This window comes from Lederbergia citrisecunda (assembly GCF_018343695.1).
Taxonomy (GTDB): domain Bacteria; phylum Bacillota; class Bacilli; order Bacillales; family Bacillaceae_C; genus Lederbergia; species Lederbergia citrisecunda.
Window position 1 is genome coordinate 3832029 of sequence record NZ_JAGYPJ010000001.1, and the last position, 18889, is coordinate 3850917.

At 37.1% G+C, this 18889-nt stretch carries 20 protein-coding genes; 9 read left to right on the forward strand and 11 right to left on the reverse strand.

Annotated elements, in window-relative coordinates:
- Positions 1-96: 96 nt before the first annotated feature.
- Genes KHA93_RS18790 through KHA93_RS18810 form a run of 5 tightly spaced genes read right to left on the reverse strand, consistent with a single transcriptional unit; the run spans position 97 to position 4704 of the window.
- On the reverse strand, positions 97-1236 hold the full coding sequence (locus KHA93_RS18790; protein WP_213112103.1) for a hypothetical protein: 1140 nt from the start codon (positions 1234-1236) through the stop codon (positions 97-99).
- 11 nt (positions 1237-1247) lie between these two features.
- Positions 1248-2510 (reverse strand): ABC-2 transporter permease, encoded by a 1263-nt coding sequence (locus KHA93_RS18795; RefSeq protein WP_213112104.1) that lies wholly within the window; start codon positions 2508-2510, stop codon positions 1248-1250.
- A gap of 5 nt (positions 2511-2515) precedes the next feature.
- Positions 2516-3391 carry an ATP-binding cassette domain-containing protein gene (locus KHA93_RS18800; RefSeq protein WP_213112105.1) on the reverse strand — a complete coding sequence of 292 codons (876 nt, stop codon included), beginning with the start codon at positions 3389-3391 and terminating at the stop codon, positions 2516-2518.
- Between the two features lies 1 nt (position 3392).
- Positions 3393-4154, reverse strand: coding sequence for a hypothetical protein (locus KHA93_RS18805; RefSeq protein ID WP_213112106.1), 762 nt, complete (start codon positions 4152-4154; stop codon positions 3393-3395).
- Positions 4147-4704 (reverse strand): RNA polymerase sigma factor, encoded by a 558-nt coding sequence (locus KHA93_RS18810; RefSeq protein ID WP_233711224.1) that lies wholly within the window; start codon positions 4702-4704, stop codon positions 4147-4149. Before KHA93_RS18810 ends, KHA93_RS18805 begins: the two co-directional genes overlap by 8 nt.
- Positions 4705-4902: 198 nt before the next feature.
- Here KHA93_RS18810 and KHA93_RS18815 point away from each other — a divergent pair, with 198 nt between their 5' ends.
- A complete protein-coding gene (locus KHA93_RS18815) occupies positions 4903-5511 on the forward strand; it encodes a hypothetical protein (RefSeq protein ID WP_213112107.1) in 609 nt (202 codons plus the stop codon).
- Between the two features lie 43 nt (positions 5512-5554).
- Here the strand turns inward: KHA93_RS18815 and KHA93_RS18820 are convergent, their stop codons facing one another.
- A complete protein-coding gene (locus tag KHA93_RS18820) occupies positions 5555-6100 on the reverse strand; it encodes a short-chain dehydrogenase (RefSeq protein WP_213112108.1) in 546 nt (181 codons plus the stop codon).
- A gap of 329 nt (positions 6101-6429) precedes the next feature.
- Here KHA93_RS18820 and KHA93_RS18825 point away from each other — a divergent pair, with 329 nt between their 5' ends.
- Positions 6430-6885 (forward strand): GNAT family N-acetyltransferase, encoded by a 456-nt coding sequence (locus KHA93_RS18825; protein ID WP_213112109.1) that lies wholly within the window; start codon positions 6430-6432, stop codon positions 6883-6885.
- A 55-nt stretch (positions 6886-6940) separates the two neighbouring features.
- On the opposite strand, the gene KHA93_RS18830 is transcribed toward KHA93_RS18825, so the two are convergent.
- Genes KHA93_RS18830 through KHA93_RS18840 form a run of 3 tightly spaced genes read right to left on the reverse strand, consistent with a single transcriptional unit; the run spans position 6941 to position 9212 of the window.
- On the reverse strand, positions 6941-7915 hold the full coding sequence (locus KHA93_RS18830; RefSeq protein ID WP_233711225.1) for a bile acid:sodium symporter family protein: 975 nt from the start codon (positions 7913-7915) through the stop codon (positions 6941-6943).
- A gap of 21 nt (positions 7916-7936) precedes the next feature.
- Entirely contained in the window at positions 7937-8962 is a 1026-nt protein-coding gene (locus KHA93_RS18835; RefSeq protein ID WP_213112110.1) for a DUF2332 domain-containing protein, read from the reverse strand.
- Positions 8937-9212, reverse strand: coding sequence for a hypothetical protein (locus KHA93_RS18840; protein ID WP_213112111.1), 276 nt, complete (start codon positions 9210-9212; stop codon positions 8937-8939). Before KHA93_RS18840 ends, KHA93_RS18835 begins: the two co-directional genes overlap by 26 nt.
- 73 nt (positions 9213-9285) lie before the next feature.
- On the opposite strand from KHA93_RS18840, the gene KHA93_RS18845 reads away from it, so the two are divergent.
- Positions 9286-9690, forward strand: a complete 405-nt coding sequence (locus tag KHA93_RS18845; protein ID WP_213112112.1) for a VOC family protein — start codon at positions 9286-9288, stop codon at positions 9688-9690.
- Positions 9687-10169 (forward strand): tetratricopeptide repeat protein, encoded by a 483-nt coding sequence (locus tag KHA93_RS18850; protein ID WP_213112113.1) that lies wholly within the window; start codon positions 9687-9689, stop codon positions 10167-10169. The genes KHA93_RS18845 and KHA93_RS18850 overlap by 4 nt, the downstream gene beginning before the upstream one ends.
- A gap of 20 nt (positions 10170-10189) precedes the next feature.
- Here KHA93_RS18850 and KHA93_RS18855 read toward each other — a convergent pair whose 3' ends face one another.
- On the reverse strand, positions 10190-10978 hold the full coding sequence (locus KHA93_RS18855; protein WP_213112114.1) for an HAD family hydrolase: 789 nt from the start codon (positions 10976-10978) through the stop codon (positions 10190-10192).
- A 15-nt stretch (positions 10979-10993) separates the two neighbouring features.
- Positions 10994-12013: a S66 family peptidase gene (locus tag KHA93_RS18860; RefSeq protein WP_213112115.1), complete on the reverse strand. Its 1020-nt coding sequence runs from the start codon at positions 12011-12013 to the stop codon at positions 10994-10996.
- Between the two features lie 144 nt (positions 12014-12157).
- On the opposite strand from KHA93_RS18860, the gene cypC reads away from it, so the two are divergent.
- From cypC to KHA93_RS18885, 5 genes are all read left to right on the forward strand, one after another.
- On the forward strand, positions 12158-13414 hold the full coding sequence (cypC, locus tag KHA93_RS18865; RefSeq protein WP_213112116.1) for a CYP152 family fatty-acid peroxygenase CypC: 1257 nt from the start codon (positions 12158-12160) through the stop codon (positions 13412-13414).
- A 450-nt stretch (positions 13415-13864) separates the two neighbouring features.
- Positions 13865-15667: a glutamine--fructose-6-phosphate transaminase (isomerizing) gene (gene glmS / locus KHA93_RS18870; protein ID WP_213112117.1), complete on the forward strand. Its 1803-nt coding sequence runs from the start codon at positions 13865-13867 to the stop codon at positions 15665-15667.
- A gap of 503 nt (positions 15668-16170) precedes the next feature.
- The gene (locus KHA93_RS18875; protein WP_213112118.1) at positions 16171-16740 is read left to right on the forward strand and encodes a helix-turn-helix domain-containing protein; all 570 of its coding nucleotides are present in this window, start codon (positions 16171-16173) and stop codon (positions 16738-16740) included.
- A gap of 245 nt (positions 16741-16985) precedes the next feature.
- On the forward strand, positions 16986-18203 hold the full coding sequence (locus KHA93_RS18880) for a CynX/NimT family MFS transporter (RefSeq protein WP_213112119.1): 1218 nt from the start codon (positions 16986-16988) through the stop codon (positions 18201-18203).
- Positions 18204-18402: 199 nt separating this feature from the next.
- Positions 18403-18639, forward strand: coding sequence for a universal stress protein (locus KHA93_RS18885; RefSeq protein ID WP_213112120.1), 237 nt, complete (start codon positions 18403-18405; stop codon positions 18637-18639).
- Positions 18640-18889: the final 250 nt, after the last annotated feature.

Consider the following 18889-nt stretch of genomic DNA (forward strand, 5'->3'; position numbering starts at 1 on the left):
AGTAAGAAGAAGTATAATACTATTTCTATAATTTATGAAAAAAACCTTTAAGCACTGCAAAAACGCCAAGGGGAGATGTCCCTCTTGGCGTTTAGCTTATAATACGATATCTAGTTTCTTTTCCCTATTCCATATAAATACGACGGAGCCAATTACGATTCCAATCAATGCAATATAACAAGCCGGGACAAGCCATATAGGAAGCCACATGCTGATGATGAGATTAAGCAAATAGCGTATACCGAAAATGAGCAGCGCTAATATGATGGGTACTTGTATACCAATAAGTGCAATAAAGCTTGGAACAATATTGGAAATGCCCATGGACACCAAAGTTAATAGGAATCCCAACACATAAATGGCGAGAGTTGAAAGCAGGATATATTGGAAAAACGTTAGGTTATACCAAGAGCCCCCGCCTATAAACGAGTTAAGAGGGACTTCGAAAAAAATCGAAGGGTTGTTTAATGAGTAAATACTTAAATAGATGGCAAGCAACCCAGTCATGACAATAAATGCAGAAATGAGCCCAGCAGCAAGCTTCCTCATAAAAATAGATCGTCCAATTTTAGACGTGTATTGTAAATCAACTAGATTTCTTGTTCGATCACTAAGAAAAATAGGGGAGATAACAAGTACAACGCTAATTAAAACGGCAATCGCAATATTCGTAATAATATCTTTAAAATTCATTAAGGAAACTTCCGGGTATAGATCAAATTGTCCAGTTCGTTTTAACGTAATTAAATGTTTTTGTCCGATGGAATCAGCTCTGTTTATTTCATTATTAATAATCATTTCTTGGTCTTGATGGAATTCTAGTAATCTTTCCCGCTCTTGGAGTTCCCAGAACAAATCAACCTCTTCTCCAAAGATGACTTTCTCACGAAGTTTCATTTGAACTTCGTTGCTACGGTCCATATTTTCAAATTCCTCGTATGATTGAACGCCAACCTTTTTAAAATCCTCTCTACTCTGAAAGAATTCATCTGCTTTCCGTACTTCTTCTTCGTATTTCTTTCTAAAATTAGCTTTTTCAGATTCATCCATTTCGGGTCCGTAGTTTTTAACCATTTCCGCACCAATGCGATAAGAATCTAAGGCTGGCCTCCCATTCGGGAAATGTTTAATATTAAAATCAATTAGAAAATAATATAAAATCAAATTAACAAAAGCTAAAACGAGGAGTATTTTCCAGTTTAATATTTTTCGAATTTCTAGTAATAAGATCTGCATATCATTTCCCCTTAAGAGATATCTTGTTTCGCGAATTTTTTCAAAGATACGTAACAAAAAATGATGAAAATCGCTGTCCATGCTGCAACGGTGCTTACTTCATAGTATTTAAACATCGTGAGCCCACCAGTCCCCATCCACCATTGATGAGGATTTAATACGAGACTGGATAAATTAAATCCCGCGAATAATTTTAACTGTAAAGAGCCTGGTATAAAGGCTGGTAAAATAAACAAAGCAATAAAAATAACAGCAAATAAGATAAATGTAAAATAGCTGTTCTTCAGCATGACGGATAAACTAAAAGTAAAAGTTGAAAACAATAGCATGCAAACATAAGAAACGATAATTGCTAAAAGCAGATAGGTCAAAAAGGAGAAATTCCACCAAGATATGTACGGGAAATTGTACTCCCAATTGAATCCACTGCTAATCGCCGTTTTCCATAAATAAGAATAATCAAACACGAAAAAATACGAACCAAGTGTCACGAAGAGCAAGAAAATCGTTATGATGGAGGTCACGCTTAAGGACGCAATTAGTTTATCAATCATGAGCTTCCTACCTCTACGTGCTGTATAGGTTACAAGTTGGGTTCGATTTTCAAATTCGAAATTCGTAATCAAGGCAGTCGAAAGTACGATTAAAATCATCGCTTCAATCAAGACGGTTATTAATAAAGTGCGAAATAATAGGCTATGCATGGCGTATGGCTTACCCGCAAAAAACCAGTGCATGTATTCCCTGTTCTTTTTCAATTCTTCAAAACGAGTTGAAAACTTTATGTATTCATTCCTAAGCGTTTCGGCAGCAGTACCACTCAGTCGATAACCATTTATTGCTTTTTCGCCCATCATATTTATAATAAATTCTGCATAAGTCGGATCTAGTGACTTTGCCATACCAACATACATTTCTTTCAAGTGCAGCTCGTAAAAAGATTGAAGCTCTTTTGATGTAAATAGATCTTGATTCTCATAGCTTAATTGAGCAAAAAAGTCTGAAGCATGCTCAAATGTTTGCCCGGATTTTTTTTGAGTAACGGAATTCAAATGGGACAATCCCGGCTGCAAATCATCTTCCAGCTTTAAAAGAGATTCATCCGTAATCTTTGTTCCATATTTTTTAGCAATTTGATTAACAACGCCCAATTCCTCTTTAAAATCAGAAGAATCATATACTAAAAAGACATTCCAAGCGGAAAATAAAAGTAATAATGAAAGTATGATTGGTGAGGCGAGCGCTTTTTTACTTTCCAAAAAAATAATTCTCATGATGCTCACACTTCCACTTGCAAATCATCGCGATATTCATATAAAAAGACATCTTCCAAATGTGGAATTACCGGCACCCAATCCTTGTCCATTTCACCTTTATGAACAAAGCGCACTAACACATTTCCGCGTTCTTGTTTTTCACCAATAAGAGCATATTTTTTTCGAAAGGCCTCCAATTCATCATTCGAGATGGCTGTTTCATAAATGAACCCATCCAGCGTATCGCAAATAGATTGGACAGTGTCTTTAAACAGAAGCTCCTGATTTTTTATCATAATTACTTGATTAGCAATTGATTCAATATCCGAAACGATATGGGTAGAAATGATGATCAGACGGTCTCGAGATAATCCGGTCAGAAGCTGACGGAATCGCGCCCGTTCTTTCGGATCGAGGCCAGCTGTCGGCTCATCCAGAATCAATATTTTCGGGTCATTTAATAGTGCCTGGGCGATGCCAACCCGCTGAATCATCCCACCGGAAAACTTCCTCATTTTTTTATTGGCGACATCACTGAGCGCCACTTTTTCGAGTAGCTCATGAATGATAGGAAGTGCCGCTTTTTTATCAATCCCTTTTAGAGCGGCAAGATACAATAAATACTGTTTCGGTGAGTAGTGCTTATAAAAGCCGAAGTTTTGCGGCAAATAACCAAGGATATCGCGATAATCCTCATTGAGGTCGACAATATTTGTTCCGTTATAAAGGATTTCTCCTTTTGTTGGGGAAATGAGCGTTACGAGCATTTTAATCAATGTCGTTTTCCCGGCACCGTTTGGAGCAAGAAGCCCATAAATTCCTCTATCAAATTCAAGATTAATTTGTTTTAAAGCAGTAAAATCTCCATATTGTTTACTAACATCTTTTACGACCAACATATTAAAAAACTCCCTCCGCTGGCTTCATTCGGACCAGCTTGCTTAAGTAAAGAAGATACAAAATTAGGCTGCTAGCAAGGACGATTCCATAGACAATAATCGGAATGGTCATCAAAAAATGAATATAAGCTTTATTGTTTAATAAACTTATGAGGATATTGAATCCAATCCAACCTCCTCCAACCTTAAGGGCAGCAAACCCAGAACGGCCCTTCATGAAAACCGTTAGAAAAATAACCGAAAACAAGAATAGAGCCGTTGTTGAAATCATAAACGCTCTGAAAAATTGTAGCGTGTCAAACATAGAAACAAGTGAAACGATGCTTACAGTGTTCACGATGATGGATATTACACTGAAATTGAACATCCGAAAGGCTGCCACTTGATACAGGTTATATTTTGCAACCATCTCTACTTCGAAGGTTGCACTATGCTTTTTATAGAAAAGGTCATAAAGTGAAAGTGCCATAAAAAGGAGCGGCGAGATCAAAAAGACAAATCCATACACATCTTTTTCATTAACATTTGATGGCTCGGTAATCGTAAGGAATAAAAAAACTAAGACAGCCAGAGCGGATAATGTAATCAAAATTCCATCCCGCGGATTTATAAAAAGATATCGAAATCCGATTTCTTTATATAAATTCAGTAGAAAAGAAGGGAAAGATTCGTTTCTTTTCACTCCAGCTCTGACAATCGTGTTTATTTCTTTTTGAATGATTTCATCATCAGGCATAGGAATATGGAATTTTTCTTTATTCATGATGATGCACCTGCATTTCCTTTTTAATGAGTTTGATTGCTGCATAATACCTTGTTTTTACTGTTGAAAGTGGAGCTTGTACCATTTCAGCAATTTCCTGAAGTGTATACTCCCCAAATAGCCTTAGGCGGACAATTTGCTGTGAACTTGTCTCTAATTCGTTAATAATAGAGGTAATTTGTTCAACGTCCTCTTTGTATTCAAAGGAGATCGTCATATCCTCGGATCCTTCAAAATCGAGTCCCTCTATTGAATCTGTAAGTTTCCGATATTGATAGTTTTTTGAACGGAAGTAATCAACTAGTCGATTAGATGCGATTTTGTAAAGCCAAGTCCTAAAAGAAGCTTTTTTTTCATCGAATTGTCCAATTGACTTCAATACACTGATGAAAATTTCCTGAGTTAAATCAAGAGATAGGTCAGAATCAATCGTCTGCTTATATACAAATGCATACATTTCCCGATAGTATTTAGAGATCAGTTCATTGGCGGCTTCATGGCTTCCATTTTTCTTTATTTTCTTAATCCAGCGCTGTTCTTGTTTCATCATCTCACTGCCTTCTAACCATATATTCGTAAGCAGGGGAAAAAAAGTTTTAATAAAATCAAATAAATATTATCTTACTAATGTTTAAAAACAAAAGCACATAAAAAAGAAATTGTAAACTTGGGATTAAATGTTAAAATTTATATAGTGTAAAAATTGGGGAATATTCATTGAGTTAAGTCTGTTTAAGGGGGATGGAAAATGAAGAATATTAAAGGGATATCAATCAAAATCGTTGTCGTACTACTAATCATTTCTTTGTTTTATAATTTAAAACTTATGAAAAGTACGAGAGAATTGAAAAATGAACTATACTTAACGAACAGAACTGTACTACAAGGAGATTTTACTTCCCTGTTAAAAACGATGAATAGATCCATTTCAAATAATAAAATATATATAGGAGAAAAGGGAATTGTAAAAGATTATTATGAAAGAGACTTGAGGGAAATATCTAGTACCTTACTAGATTTATCTCGTTTTCGTAGTTCAGCCTATTCTATTGACGCTTCACCTTTGCGAGATATATTAAATTCTTACACTGAATTTTTGGATTCATTACATAAGCGACAAGAAAAAAATCAAAATGATTCAGAACAATATATTGATTTAAATTCAAATGATTTAGAGGGAATTACTATAATAAAAGAAACAATGGAGGATCTTTTAAATATAATAAATAGTGATCAGGGAAATAAAGATAGATGGATTAATATATTGCAGGAATTCACGAATTACACCAAATCCAAGGAATTTGAAGAAAAACGATTAAAAATCGAGGAATTAAATAAAGCGTTGACCCAAGATTAAAAAACTAACAAAAGTGCCAGACTTCTTATGGCACTTTTGCTTTTTAAGGTCTCATATCCCAAGGTTCTACCGTTCCAATGATATGGAGAGGTTGGTCTTGTGTGATGGCTTTTATGACTCCAGCCGATATTTCCTGATGCGTTAGCCAGCGAGAGCGGTTATGTTCAATGATAAATCCAAGCTGAATCTGTCTGTAAAGGCAGGAATCAGGAACTTTTACACCATTAATGACTTCTTGTAAATTCGTGCTGCTTCCCAAAATGTGAAAAAGTTTCCAAGGCTGCTCAAATAGATTGTTTTCTTCAGCGATGATTGGAATTGCATGGCCCGCACCAGAATGAATCCAAGCAACTACCATATCGAAAGGACCGTTCATTTCTATTAATTTCTTAATTTGAGCCTTAAACAAATCTTCATCTCGATAATTGACCAAAGCAGGCGTAATCGCTGCTGGACGGTCCGCCCGCTTAATAAGTTCATCCATCCGCGCTTTGTTCCGACCAATAACAGAAACACGATAATCGTTAGCAAGAAATAAGGAGACATCGGCCAACATTCCGGTGCCGCCAACGACGAGGGCGTGTTTCAATATAAATCACCTCTCACGAATAAATCCTATGAATTTTTGACTACTGATAACGGAAAGGGCAATTAACAAAGGGACTATTATAAATATAAAGATTAAATTGAAGGAAGATTCAACTTCAATCCCAATCGTGTTAACAGCAAACTGGAGTATTTTAAAATATAGAAAAAAGAACACAACACTTAGGAACACTTTTGCTAAGGGCATGGTTTCACCTACATTATCATTATATTAACTATAGTGTGGCAGAAAAGTCTGCAAACTTCAATCTAGCTTATGGTCATTTTAGGTATTATCATAGTGTTAAAGCATGAACGAAAGAAGATGAGAAAATGGAAGTAAGCATTACAAAGGATTACGGGCTAATAGCCATCCTTAATAAATCCGTTCATGAACTACATGTCGAGTTGTATCCTAATTATTTCAATGAATATGATTTTGATAAGGTTAGGAGCTTCTTAGAGGGCATCATCCAAAAGGACAATCAGTTATTTTTACTTTTAAAAAATGAGAATGAGACTCTAGGGTATGCATGGATTGAAATTAAAGAATACGAGGAAAATGTCTTTAAAAAAGGATATAAATCGGTCTATGTTCATCAACTGAATGTTTTAAAACCTAATCGAGGACTGGGTTCAATATTAATGGATAAGATCTATGAAATTGCTAGGGAGCACGAGATTGAATTGGTTGAACTTGATTATTGGGCTAAAAATCAGGTAGCGGAGAGATTTTATCAAAAGCAGGGGTACGTAAAATATCGGGAGTTTTTATATAAGAGGTTGTAAATAACTAAGTGGTAAATCTGGTAGAAAATATTCTACTAGATTTGCCACTTTTTAGTTAGACAGATATTATTTCATATTTCATTTTATATTTTTCAACGACTTTACTATACAATGATGCTAAAACTTGTTGAAATAGCATACCGAATACAACTGGCATCGCTACTTTCGCAGGGAAATAAGTTGTGGCTACAATGACTCCGATAGCGATGTTTCGCATTCCTCCGATAAATACAAAAGTTGTGACAACCTGTGTGTCTTTCCAAAGTAAATGTCCAATGATTAGAGCCATGGCATAACCGGACGCAGCGATGAAAAGGACGAGAAGAATGACACCAACTAATTCCCAAGTAATTTGTTTCAAATATGGGGCAATAGTGCTACTGTTAATCATGACAACGCCAAACAAACATAGCTTAGAGAATGGAGCAAGCTTTGTACCAAGGGACGCTTGTATATTTCCTTTCGTTAGTTCGTTTAACAGTACACCTACTACAGTCGGTAATACAATCATCCATAGTAAATCCAATATGAGTGAGGATGTATCAATAGCAATAGTTTCCCCAACAATAAGATGCAGTAAAGCAGGCATCATGAGTGGGGATAGCAATGTATCAATCAAAATAATCGATAAACATAGAGGAAGATTGCCTCGACAAATATTTACCCAAATTACACTAGTAACGCCTGTTGGTACAGCTACCGAAATAACAAAACCAATCGTCAGTAAATGATCGTCAAAAATGATGGTTGATAAAAAATACGCCCAAATCGGCATGATAATATGTAAAAAAGCGATGCTGCACAAAATAATGACTGGATGTTTTGAAAAGCTTTTAACATCTTTAAGGTTCATACTTAAACTACTGGAAAACGTCATAAACGCAAATAACCCTGAAACTAAAAATAATAGATGAACGCCAATATTTTGAAACAATACACCGAGTACTAAGCTCAGAGGTGTCAAAATCGGCAGCCATTTTTGAAGCCGTTTATTCAAGTTGTCTAACAATGTCAATTCCTTCTTCTTCATTGGATTAGCTTAAAAATAATCTTAGTGCAGTCCCCACTCAAACCATCTTCCATGCCCATCTGTATCCCCGATAATATGTTGTTCTTCACAGCCGTTCACGTAGGAATCAAGATGTAGTTTGCGGTCCCATATATTGTTGTAGAGATGAAATACATCCCTTTGGGTGCCTAGTTTTTTAACAATATTGATGAGTTGATGCTTTAATTGTTCAGGCATTTGATTCGCCACATGAGTATGGAAGATGCAAATGGCACTATCTTCAGGAATCTGCTTAGCAATCTCAGGTAATAACGAAACCCCATCTCCTTCAATTAATTCCACTGGATTTTCGATAAAAACTTGGGCTGCTTTTTCAAAAAGTAATACTCTTTCACAATGTTCAGGCCAAATGAGAGACTTAAGCCAAAGCTCATTTTCTGGATTCATAATATCACAAACATGAAGATCTAATCCGACTCTAGACGCGACAGGTGGAATATTTTCCAGGTAAGCTGGAATTTTTCCACTCCTAATTTCCGAAGTGATTTGCATTTTAGATTGCTTATTTCCATATACAATCCCGTTGCCATAGGAATAGCTATACTGATCCCATAACAACTGAAGTCCAGCACTCGTTCCAATTTCTATTAAGGACAATGGCGTTTTCACTTTTTCATACATATAGCAAAAGCTAGGATACAAATACGCGCTGCGTCGTACTTCATTTGTCTGAACTCGCTTCGATTGCAGTAGCTCAATAATTTCACTTTTAAAAGCTAGGCAGAAATCCTTAAAATGAGGAAAAACGCCTTCTAGATTCAGCGGTTGTTCCACCAAACTAGGGTAATATTCTTTCAACGGATGCTTGAGACCCGATTGTAAAAGGTAATGGACAGCTCCTAAAAATAAATTAGGAATCGGTTGGCCTTCCTTTGCATGAAAGCTTAGCTCAAGCAAGCCTTGGTCTTCGGAGATTTTTAATGACAAGAATTCATATAACGGGTATGAACCTTTACACTCACGTTCTGCAAAGGTTTTAAATCTATTGGATAGTTGAGTGATCTCCATTTTTGCCTCCTTTAGATTTTTTGAAAAAGAAAATTAGAATCCCACAGATGAAGAAAACTCCTATAAAGGTAAAAACGAAAAAGAGAGGGTCTGCAGCGTACCCAAATGCAACTTCAGAATCCAATCCGACCGCGTTTTCTATATTAGGTGTATAATTTTTAGTAAGAATATAGCCATATAGAATTGACCCACCAAAGTATAATAAGTGAAGCACTAAGGAGGCTAGTAATGCTTGAATTAAGGTCTTCATATGTGATACACCTTTCGAAATAATATATATCTAGTATAATATTCCTCATTAAGAAAAAACAGGTGATAAGATTATGATCCATCATATTGAGTTATATGTTTCAAATTTGAAAAATTCCATAGAATTTTGGGGTTGGCTCCTTGAAGAGTTGGGGTATAGTGTCTACCAAAAGTGGGAAAAAGGCCAAAGCTGGAAGCACGGAGAAACGTATATTGTTTTCGTACAGACGGAAGAGCGGTTTTTAGATATTCCGTATCATCGTTGCCGTGTAGGACTTAACCATCTCGCATTCCACGCTCGTTCCCGTGAACATGTGGACGAAATGACCGCCAAGTTAGAAGAGATGAAGGTAAAGATCCTATATAAAGATAAACATCCATTCGCAGGCGGGCCTCAACATTTCGCGGTGTATTTTGAAGATCCAGATAGGATAAAAGTAGAGCTTGTAGCACCTGGGAGTGGAGGCGAGAACAAATGAAACAGCTGGAAGAAGCGATTGAACTTCGAAATAGTGGGAAACATGTAGAAGCGAATGAACTTCTTGTTGGTCTTGCTGGAAAGTTCCCAAATGATGCCGAGGTCCAATATCATTGTGCTTGGAGTTTCGATGTATTAGGCAAGGAAGCTGAGGCTGTTCCCTATTATGAATCAGCTCTAAAATTAGGGTTAAATGATTCAGATGCAAAAGGTGCATACGTAGGATTAGGCAGTACATATAGAACACTAGGAGAATATGAAAAAGCAAGGAAAGTACTAGAAGAGGGCATAACTCGGTATCCAGATTATCTTGCTTTAAGAGTTTTTCAAGCAATAACACTATACAATGTAAAAGAGTATGAAAAGGCAATGGAAATGATATTGCTAACCCTCACACAGACGAGCTCTGATGAATCTATTCAATCCTATAGAAAAGCAATTGAATTTTACGCTAAAAACTTAAACGAAATATGGAAATAACAAAGGTTGTCGATTTCACATTAATCGACAACCCTAATTGTTTTTAAACCATTATAAACACCTGAATCCGTGACGGCAGTTGTTTTCCGGTTTCCATACGCGAACAAATTAGGATTAGCGTTGCCCATGGCAAAGCCTTCCCCAACAGCTGATAACATTTCCATATCATTCATTCCATCGCCAAAAGCAATGGCCGCTTCTTTTTGTATCTCCATGATTTGCAGCACTTTTTTTACAGCTTCTCCTTTATTGACCGTATCTCGGATGACGTCATAGCAATGTCTCAAACCATCGACATTTACTTGTGAAAAATGGTAGCTAGAATCAATTTCGTATAATTCAACTTCCTCCGGTTTTAAATTGATTAACGTCGCACCTAATATTTGATCAGCGACATCTGTTGTGAACAATTCATTATATTTTGTTTGGAATTTTTCAATGAAAAGGTCCACATGTGGCGAATCCATTGAAGTAAAATAGTTTTTTTCGCTCGTATATAGGACGATTTCGTGTCCATGCTTTTTAGCAATTTCTATAAAACCTAACACAATATCACAGCTCATAGGTTCATCTACAATTGTTTCACCGTGATATTTAGCAAGTGCTCCATTATAGCCGATGAAGGAATCGACATTCAGCTCCTCCGCAAGATCAGAAATTTCATGGAGCGGCCTTCCGGTTGCTAGAAAAACTTGAATCCCCTTTGATTGGGCTTGTAAAATCGCATTTTTAGTTGATTCCTCATATGTGTGGTCTAGTTTTAAAATAGTGCCATCTATGTCTAAAAATAACGCTTTATAGTCTGTCATCAGTTTCTCCTTTAGCTATTTTAATTCCATTTTAACAGATGCTAGCCCATTTTCGACTTTGACCTCCGCTTTAGCTCCATTGACGAGAGTAATTTGCGGTGGGACATGGCCAATGTCCGCATCATATATAATCGGCAATCCAGTCATTTGAGAGAGTCGTTCCATCGCATCAAAAGTAGAAAAACCATTAACTTCTTCTCCAGCAGAAGTCCGCCCAAAAATGATTCCACTAGATTGTTCGAACCACCCAGCATAGTGAAGTTGCAACAATGAACGATAAAAATCGGTTGCGCTCATTTCACAGTTTTCTAAATACCAAAGGATCTTTTCATTCTTCACATATTTTTCCCGAAAAGATTTTATATTTGCATATGGTGTTCCAACCAAATTTTGCAGTGTATCGATACATCCTCCAAGAAGCCTACCATCCACATTAAGGGGTTTCCCATTCAGTGTTTTCCAACTTGTTGGTGTATCCAACTCATATACATAAGGATTTGGTTGTTTATCATGATTCCATTCAGATTGATATTTTTCAGAAGAAGATTGAATAATCGTATCGCCTTCGGTTCCCGTGAGCACATCCATAAACTTCTTCGTTGTTTCGTCCCATTCATTGCTTCTTAGATCAACTAAGTTTGTCCCGTGGGCTGTTGCAATTCCTGTTATGACCGTAATCGCAAATAATAGAGTACTAGTATCAGAGTATCCTAATATCCACTTTGGCTGAATCTGGTCCCATTGAATAAGTGGGAGAATTTCCATCAGAATTTCTCCACCCCATGGTGGAATAATCGTCTCAATATTTGAGTCTTGCAGCATATAGTTCAATTCCGCTGCACGAATGCTTGCTTCTGCTGAAGCTGTCTTTTCGTTAGTCCATGGAGTTTTTCCAACCTCGACTTTAAAGCCGCGTTTTTTAAATTGTTCAATGCCACCGGCTAATATAGGGTGTAGTGCTTCGGGTACACCAGAAGAGGGAGCGGTGATGCCTATTGTACCTCCAGCTTTTAACGGTTTTGGATAACGAATCATCGTAATCTCTCCTCTCTAATTGAGACTATTTTAGTGTATTAGCCAAGTAAAAGAAAGAGTTCAATCCAAAAACGTTTTCTAGGGAGTAATTAGGGAAGACTTTACAAAGAATAAGTTATTATCTTGTAAATGGAGATGGAACAAATGTCGAATGTTAATCCAATGCCACGTGAAGAAGGTTTGGATCATACGCTGAGCCTTGCGAGAGAAGGATATTTGTATATCCCGAACAGACGGCATAGTTTTAATTCTGATATTTTTGAAACTCGCTTGCTTGGAAAAAAGGCCATTTGTATGGGTGGTACGGAAGCGGCAGAACTTTTTTACGATGAAGAAAAATTTATGAGACAAGGTGCGGCACCCAATCGAGCATTGCAAACATTGTTTGGGGCGAAAGGTGTTCAAACCCTAGACGGGCCAGAACATAAGCGTAGAAAGGAAATGTTCATGTCGCTTATGTCTCGGGAAAGAATCGAGGAATTAATTCATTTAATTAGAAAAGAGTGGGAGTCCGAAGTATCTAAATGGGAAGGAATGGACCAAGTTATATTATATAAAGAAGTCCAGGAAATATTGTGTAGGGCTGCATGCCAGTGGGCTGGTGTACCCATTCAAGAGAATGATATAAAGGAGCGGACAAAAGAGTTTGGATCGCTATTTGAATCGGTCGCTGCCATTGGGCCAAACCATTGGCTAGGAAGAGCAGCCCGTAATAACGTTGAAAAGTGGATCGGGGAACTGATAGAAGAAGTTCGCAATCACAATTTAAAGCCATTAGAAAATACAGCGTTACATGCATTTTCTTGGCACCGTGATTTAGCAGGCAATCTGTTAGATACCGAAGTTGTAGCAGTGGAAGTCGTGAATATTATTAGACCAATCATAGCCATTTCCATTTTCATTAATTTCACTGCACTTGCCATTCACCAATATCCAGATAAAAAAGCAAAGATTCAATCAAGTGATGAAAAATATACCGAAATGTTCGTCCAAGAAGTACGCCGTTTTTACCCTTTCTTTCCTTTTATAGCAGCAAAGGTAAAAAAAGATTTTATATGGAAAGGATATAAGTTTGATGTCGATACGCTAACGCTGCTTGATTTGTATGGAACAAATCATGACCCAACTTTATGGGACAACCCAGGATTGTTTAATCCAGAACGTTTTTCTAAATGGAAAGGCGGCCCATTTTCCTTCATTCCCCAAGGGGGCGGCGACTATCTTACAGGACATCGCTGTGCTGGTGAGTGGATTACTGTTGAAGTGATGAAAGCAGTTGTTGATCAATTAATAAACAAAATGGAGTATCGAGTTCCCGAGCAAGATGTAAGTTTTAGTTTGGTCAGTATGCCAAGCATTCCAGCCAGTAAGTTCGTGATTAATCATGTAAAAAGGAAATAATTATAAGCAGACATTCCAGCTGTCTGCTCCTTTGATTTGGAAAAATTTACTCCCAACTAACTTCATATTTTCATACATTATCATTGACCAGGAAAAAATATTTATAGTATGATATTCCTGTTTCGTTTTTTTAGTCATACATAGAAAGGAGCATCGTTAGATAGGATTATAAAGCGCCAGAACTAATCGACGCGGTTATAGGGCAGAAAACATTCACAAGCTTTATGTTTATCATTCCGTATGTAAGATTAGTTGACGAGGTGGAGGTTTATCGAACGTTCGGCGGATGCCTCCCGACTGTGACACACAGTCGAAATTTCTTTCTCAAATCACTGAGGCGACTCGGTGGACAAAAGAAAGAGAATGTGCACATACAGAAAAATAAAACAGAGATAAGGGGGCAAGTATGCCCCCGTGCAGGCTTGCCTCCTTATGTAGGAGGAAAAACTTATGTGCGGCATTACAGGTTATATTGGAAATCTTGATTCGAAAGAAATTTTATTAAAAGGCTTGGAAAAGCTTGAATATAGAGGGTATGATTCTGCGGGTATTGCATTGAGCAATGAAAGTGGCGTCCATATTTTTAAAGAAAAAGGACGGATTGCCGATTTAAGAAGTGCCGTGGACGGAGAATTATTTGCACAGGCTGGAATCGGGCATACCCGCTGGGCGACACATGGAGTACCAAGTCGTTCTAATGCTCATCCCCATCAAAGTACTTCAGGTCGTTTTACTTTAGTTCATAACGGAGTCATTGAAAACTATACATTGTTGCAGCAAGAATACTTACAAGGTGTTTTGTTTCAAAGTGACACTGATTCTGAAGTGATTGTCCAACTCATCGATAAGTTTGCGGACGAAGGAATGAACGCAGAAGAAGCGATTCGTAAAACTTTGACGTTATTAGAAGGATCCTATGCGATTGCTATTATCGATTCGGAAAATATGGATACGATTTTCGTTGCGAAAAATAAGAGCCCGTTACTCGTCGGTGTCGGAGATAGCTTCAATGTAGTCGCGAGTGACGCCATGGCCATGATTCAAGTAACAGATACGTACATTGAATTGATGGATCGAGAAATGGTGATTTTGAAAAAAGATCATGTGACGATTAAAAACCTTGCTGGAGAAGTAGTTTATCGCGATCCATATAAAGCGGAAATTGATGCGAGTGATATCGAAAAAGGGACATATCCTCACTATATGTTGAAAGAAATAGATGAACAGCCTCTAGTGATGAGAAAAATCATTCAGGCATACCAGAATGAAAATGGGGAACTGGAAATCGTAAATGACATATTAGAAGCTGTTAAGGATTGTGACCGCATCTATATTGTTGCTTGCGGAACGAGCTACCATGCAGGACTTGTCGGAAAACAATTCATTGAGAAGATGGCGAAAATTCCAGTTGAAGTTCATGTCGCAAGTGAATTTAGCTACAATATGCCACTTCTATCTGAAAAGCCGCTGTTCATTTTTATTTCTCAAAGTGGAGAAACAGCGGACAGTCGAGCGGTTTTAGTTCAAGTAAAAGAAATGGGCTATAAAGCTTTAACCATTACCAATGTTCCTGGATCAACGTTATCACGTGAAGCAGACTTCACGATGCTTCTTCATGCGGGACCAGAAATTGCTGTAGCCTCGACAAAAGCTTATACTGCACAAATTGCCGTATTAGCCATCCTTGCAAATGTAACAGCTACATCCCGTGGGTTGAAACCGGGATTTGACCTAATCCATGAACTCGGAATCATCGCAAATGCCATGGAAGCCCTCTGCGATTCAAAAGAAGAATTTGAACATATTGCAAGTGAATTCTTGCCATTTACACGCAACTGCTTCTTCATTGGGCGTTCCCTTGACTACTTCGTTTGCCTAGAAGGTGCCCTAAAGCTAAAGGAAATTTCCTATATCCAAGCAGAAGGTTTTGCTGGTGGCGAACTCAAACACGGAACGATCGCTTTAATTGAGGACGGCGCACCTGTCATTGCATTGGCAACACAAGAAAACGTCAACTGGAGCATCCGTGGCAACGTAAAAGAGGTCGTCGCCCGCGGTGCGAACCCATGCATCATCTCAATGGCAGGACTCGAAACAGACGAAGATCGTTTCGTCCTACCAGCCGTAAATGAATTACTAACACCTCTTATCTCTGTCATCCCACTCCAACTCATCGCCTACTACGCATCCTTGCATCGTGGTTGCGATGTCGATAAACCTAGGAATCTTGCGAAAAGTGTGACGGTGGAGTAGGGATAAAATATATATTAGATTTGATATCTCTCTGCTTTATAGTTGGTTCTCATGCTATATAGTTCTTCCCCAATGCTAATTTCTTGGTATCCAAACGGCAAAGGAATCAGGGAAGAGCAGCGAGCAGATTATTATATAATCAATCGGTTTTTTCAATCAGAAATCAATCAAAATTCAAGGCTGGATCCAATAGTGGTCCAGTCTTTTTGTTTTGTTCAATATCTTTCCAATCCCTTGTCCAATAAGGATTCAATCCTCTTTTTTCTCAATGTTTTTCTTTCAAATATCCAGTTGTTTTACTCAATGTATAAAGCCGTAAAATTTCTGGTGTAACCCAATATTATTATGAGAGTATGTATATTTTATTACACTAAATACGTATAGTTATAAACTATAATATATAATTTAGTTTGTTTATTGTTACTTTGTAAAATATAATATATAGAGTGTTAATAATACATTTGCTTTGTATTTTTCCTTGAGATTACATATGGAGGATTAAAATGAATATAGAAACAGATGATCCAAAACAAGTTGTTCTTCAGCTTGGAGCAGCACTTAAAAAACTGCGTAAAGAAAAGCGGTTGAGTCTTGAAGATTTATCGGAAATATCGGGCGTGAGCAAGCTGACACTTGGAAATATAGAACGTGGAGAGACAAATCCGACAATCGGAATGTTGTGGAAGGTTTCAAAAAGTCTATCTATCCCACTCATGGCTTTATTTTCAACCGAAAACAGTGTGAATGTGTCTCGAGCCGGGAGTGGGTTAAGAATTGCTGGCGATGGGGGAAATTGGATAATTGAGCCGATTTTTCAAAATGCAAATAATGAGATGGAAATATATCGTGCATATTTACAACCAAATAGCTCATATTATCCAGAAAAACATCACCACAATACTACGGAACTTGCTACAGTAATGTCAGGAACAATTACAATTAATGTTAATAATGAGTCATACACCCTAAATGAATATGACTCCATTAGTTTTGCTGCGAATGGAACACATTCATATACAAATAACACTGACAATGTTGTTGTTCTCCATATTTTATTGAAATATGGTATTTAATAACCTTTCCCACAGCTTATACTACTGCCCTCTATCAACAAAATGATAGGGGGTTTATTCTTTTATTGGAATTAAAAATAATGGACATATCCAGTATTCTATATTATAGTATATATTATTCATAAAAAAGTATATTATATTATATATCATTCTGTTCAAGTGCCAAAAAACATCAGTATATAATGAATTAGTAAAAAGCAAATACTATTCAATAGACACTTGATAAAAAAACTAGGGGGAAAATCATGAGTAATCAACATATTAAATCAAATCCAGCTGTTCGCAAATCAGCAGTTTGGATGATGATTGTAGGTATTATATTTATTGCATCTAATTTACGTGCCCCGTTAACTTCAGTGGGACCTTTAGTAGGTCTTATCAGGGACGATATTCATATTTCAAATACAATGGCTGGTATGATCACCACGTTACCCTTATTAGCTTTTGCACTTTTTTCACCTATTGTGCCTAAATTAGGACGGAAATTTGGTGTAGAAGTAGTTATTCTAATTTCCATCATCTTTCTTACTTTAGGGATTATTTTACGTTCCTTGTCAGGAGTGGCTACTTTATATATTGGTACTACTGTTCTTGGATTAGCCATTTCTGTCTCTAATGTATTATTGCCTAGTCTTATTAAAAGGGAGTTTCCTAAACGAATTGGTTTAATGACGGGTGTGTATTCTATATCTATGAACTTATTGGGAGCAATCGCTTCTGGTATTAGTGTTCCAATTGCAGTTGGGTTAGGATTCGGATGGCAAGGTGCACTGGGAATTTGGGGTATTCTTTGTTTTGTATCTATTTTATTTTGGTTGCCTCAAACGAAACGTCGCAATAGAGAAACAACTGCCGTTCATAGTCAAACGACTGACAGTAAGGTGAATTTATGGCGTTCAGCACTAGCTTGGCAAGTCACCTTGTTTATGGGATTACAATCCATGGTGTTCTATGTGCTAATCGCATGGCTACCTGAAATTTTAAAACAACAGGGAATAAGTTCGGATCAATCTGGATGGTTACTTTCCATTATGCAGTTAGCATTGCTTCCATTTACTTTTATCGTTCCGGTTATCGCAGGGCGTATGTCTAGTCAACGTTCATTAGTTACGATTACGGCCATTTTGCTTTTAACTGGAACTCTAGGATTAGTTTATGGAAGTTCGAATTTAATTGTCTTGTGGATCATCATATTGGGAATTGGCGGAGGTTTTGCATTTGGTCTATCCATGATGTTTTTTGGCCTACGTACAGAGAATGCTGGGCAGGCTGCAGAACTATCCGGTATGGCTCAATCGGTTGGGTACCTACTTGCTGCTATTGGTCCAACGCTTTTCGGATATCTGCATGATGCAACTAATAGCTGGACTATTCCACTTCTAATTTTGGTTGGTGCGTCGATATTGCTCTTTATATTCGGTTTAGGTGCAGCTAGAGATCGGTATATAGGATCTGCCAAATAATAATCTAATTGAAAAGATGGATCATTATGTTTAATAAGATTCTTATCGCTATAGATGAATCCGAGATGAATAGTAAAATCCTGGAGGCAATGTTAAGTGTTTATAATAATAAGAAATCCCATGTAACATTAGTGAATGTTAGTAGAGAAATGTAATTGCGGGTTTAACATATGTCCCAGAAGAATATCTAAGAGAAATATTGAATGAATTGGAAAAGGAAAGTATTGAAAAACTGGAAAAGGCCAAATCCAAACTAATATCCGTTGGGGTAATATCCATAGAAACAGTCCATCTTAAAGGAGATCCTACTCATCAAATTTTAGAATATGCAAAAGAGCATGAACAGGAACTTATTATTATTATTGGTAGCCGTGGACTTAGTGGAATGAAGGAAATAATGCTGGGTAGTGGTGTCAGCCATAAGGTTTCACAGTAGTCAAAATACCCTTCCTAATTGTACATTAATGAAATTATGAACAAATAATAGAATAAATCGCTTTCTCTTATCTCATCTCAATTCTTTTTTCTATAATGCCTCCCTGTTACTATCCTCTTCCCTCTGCTTTATAGTCGGAATCCACTGTAACATAGTTGGTTTCTGACGGAAGGGAATCAGGGGAAAACAGGCAGCTACAAGGCCATTATATAATGATGATTCAACTGTCAATCAAACGTTTGTTTAAATA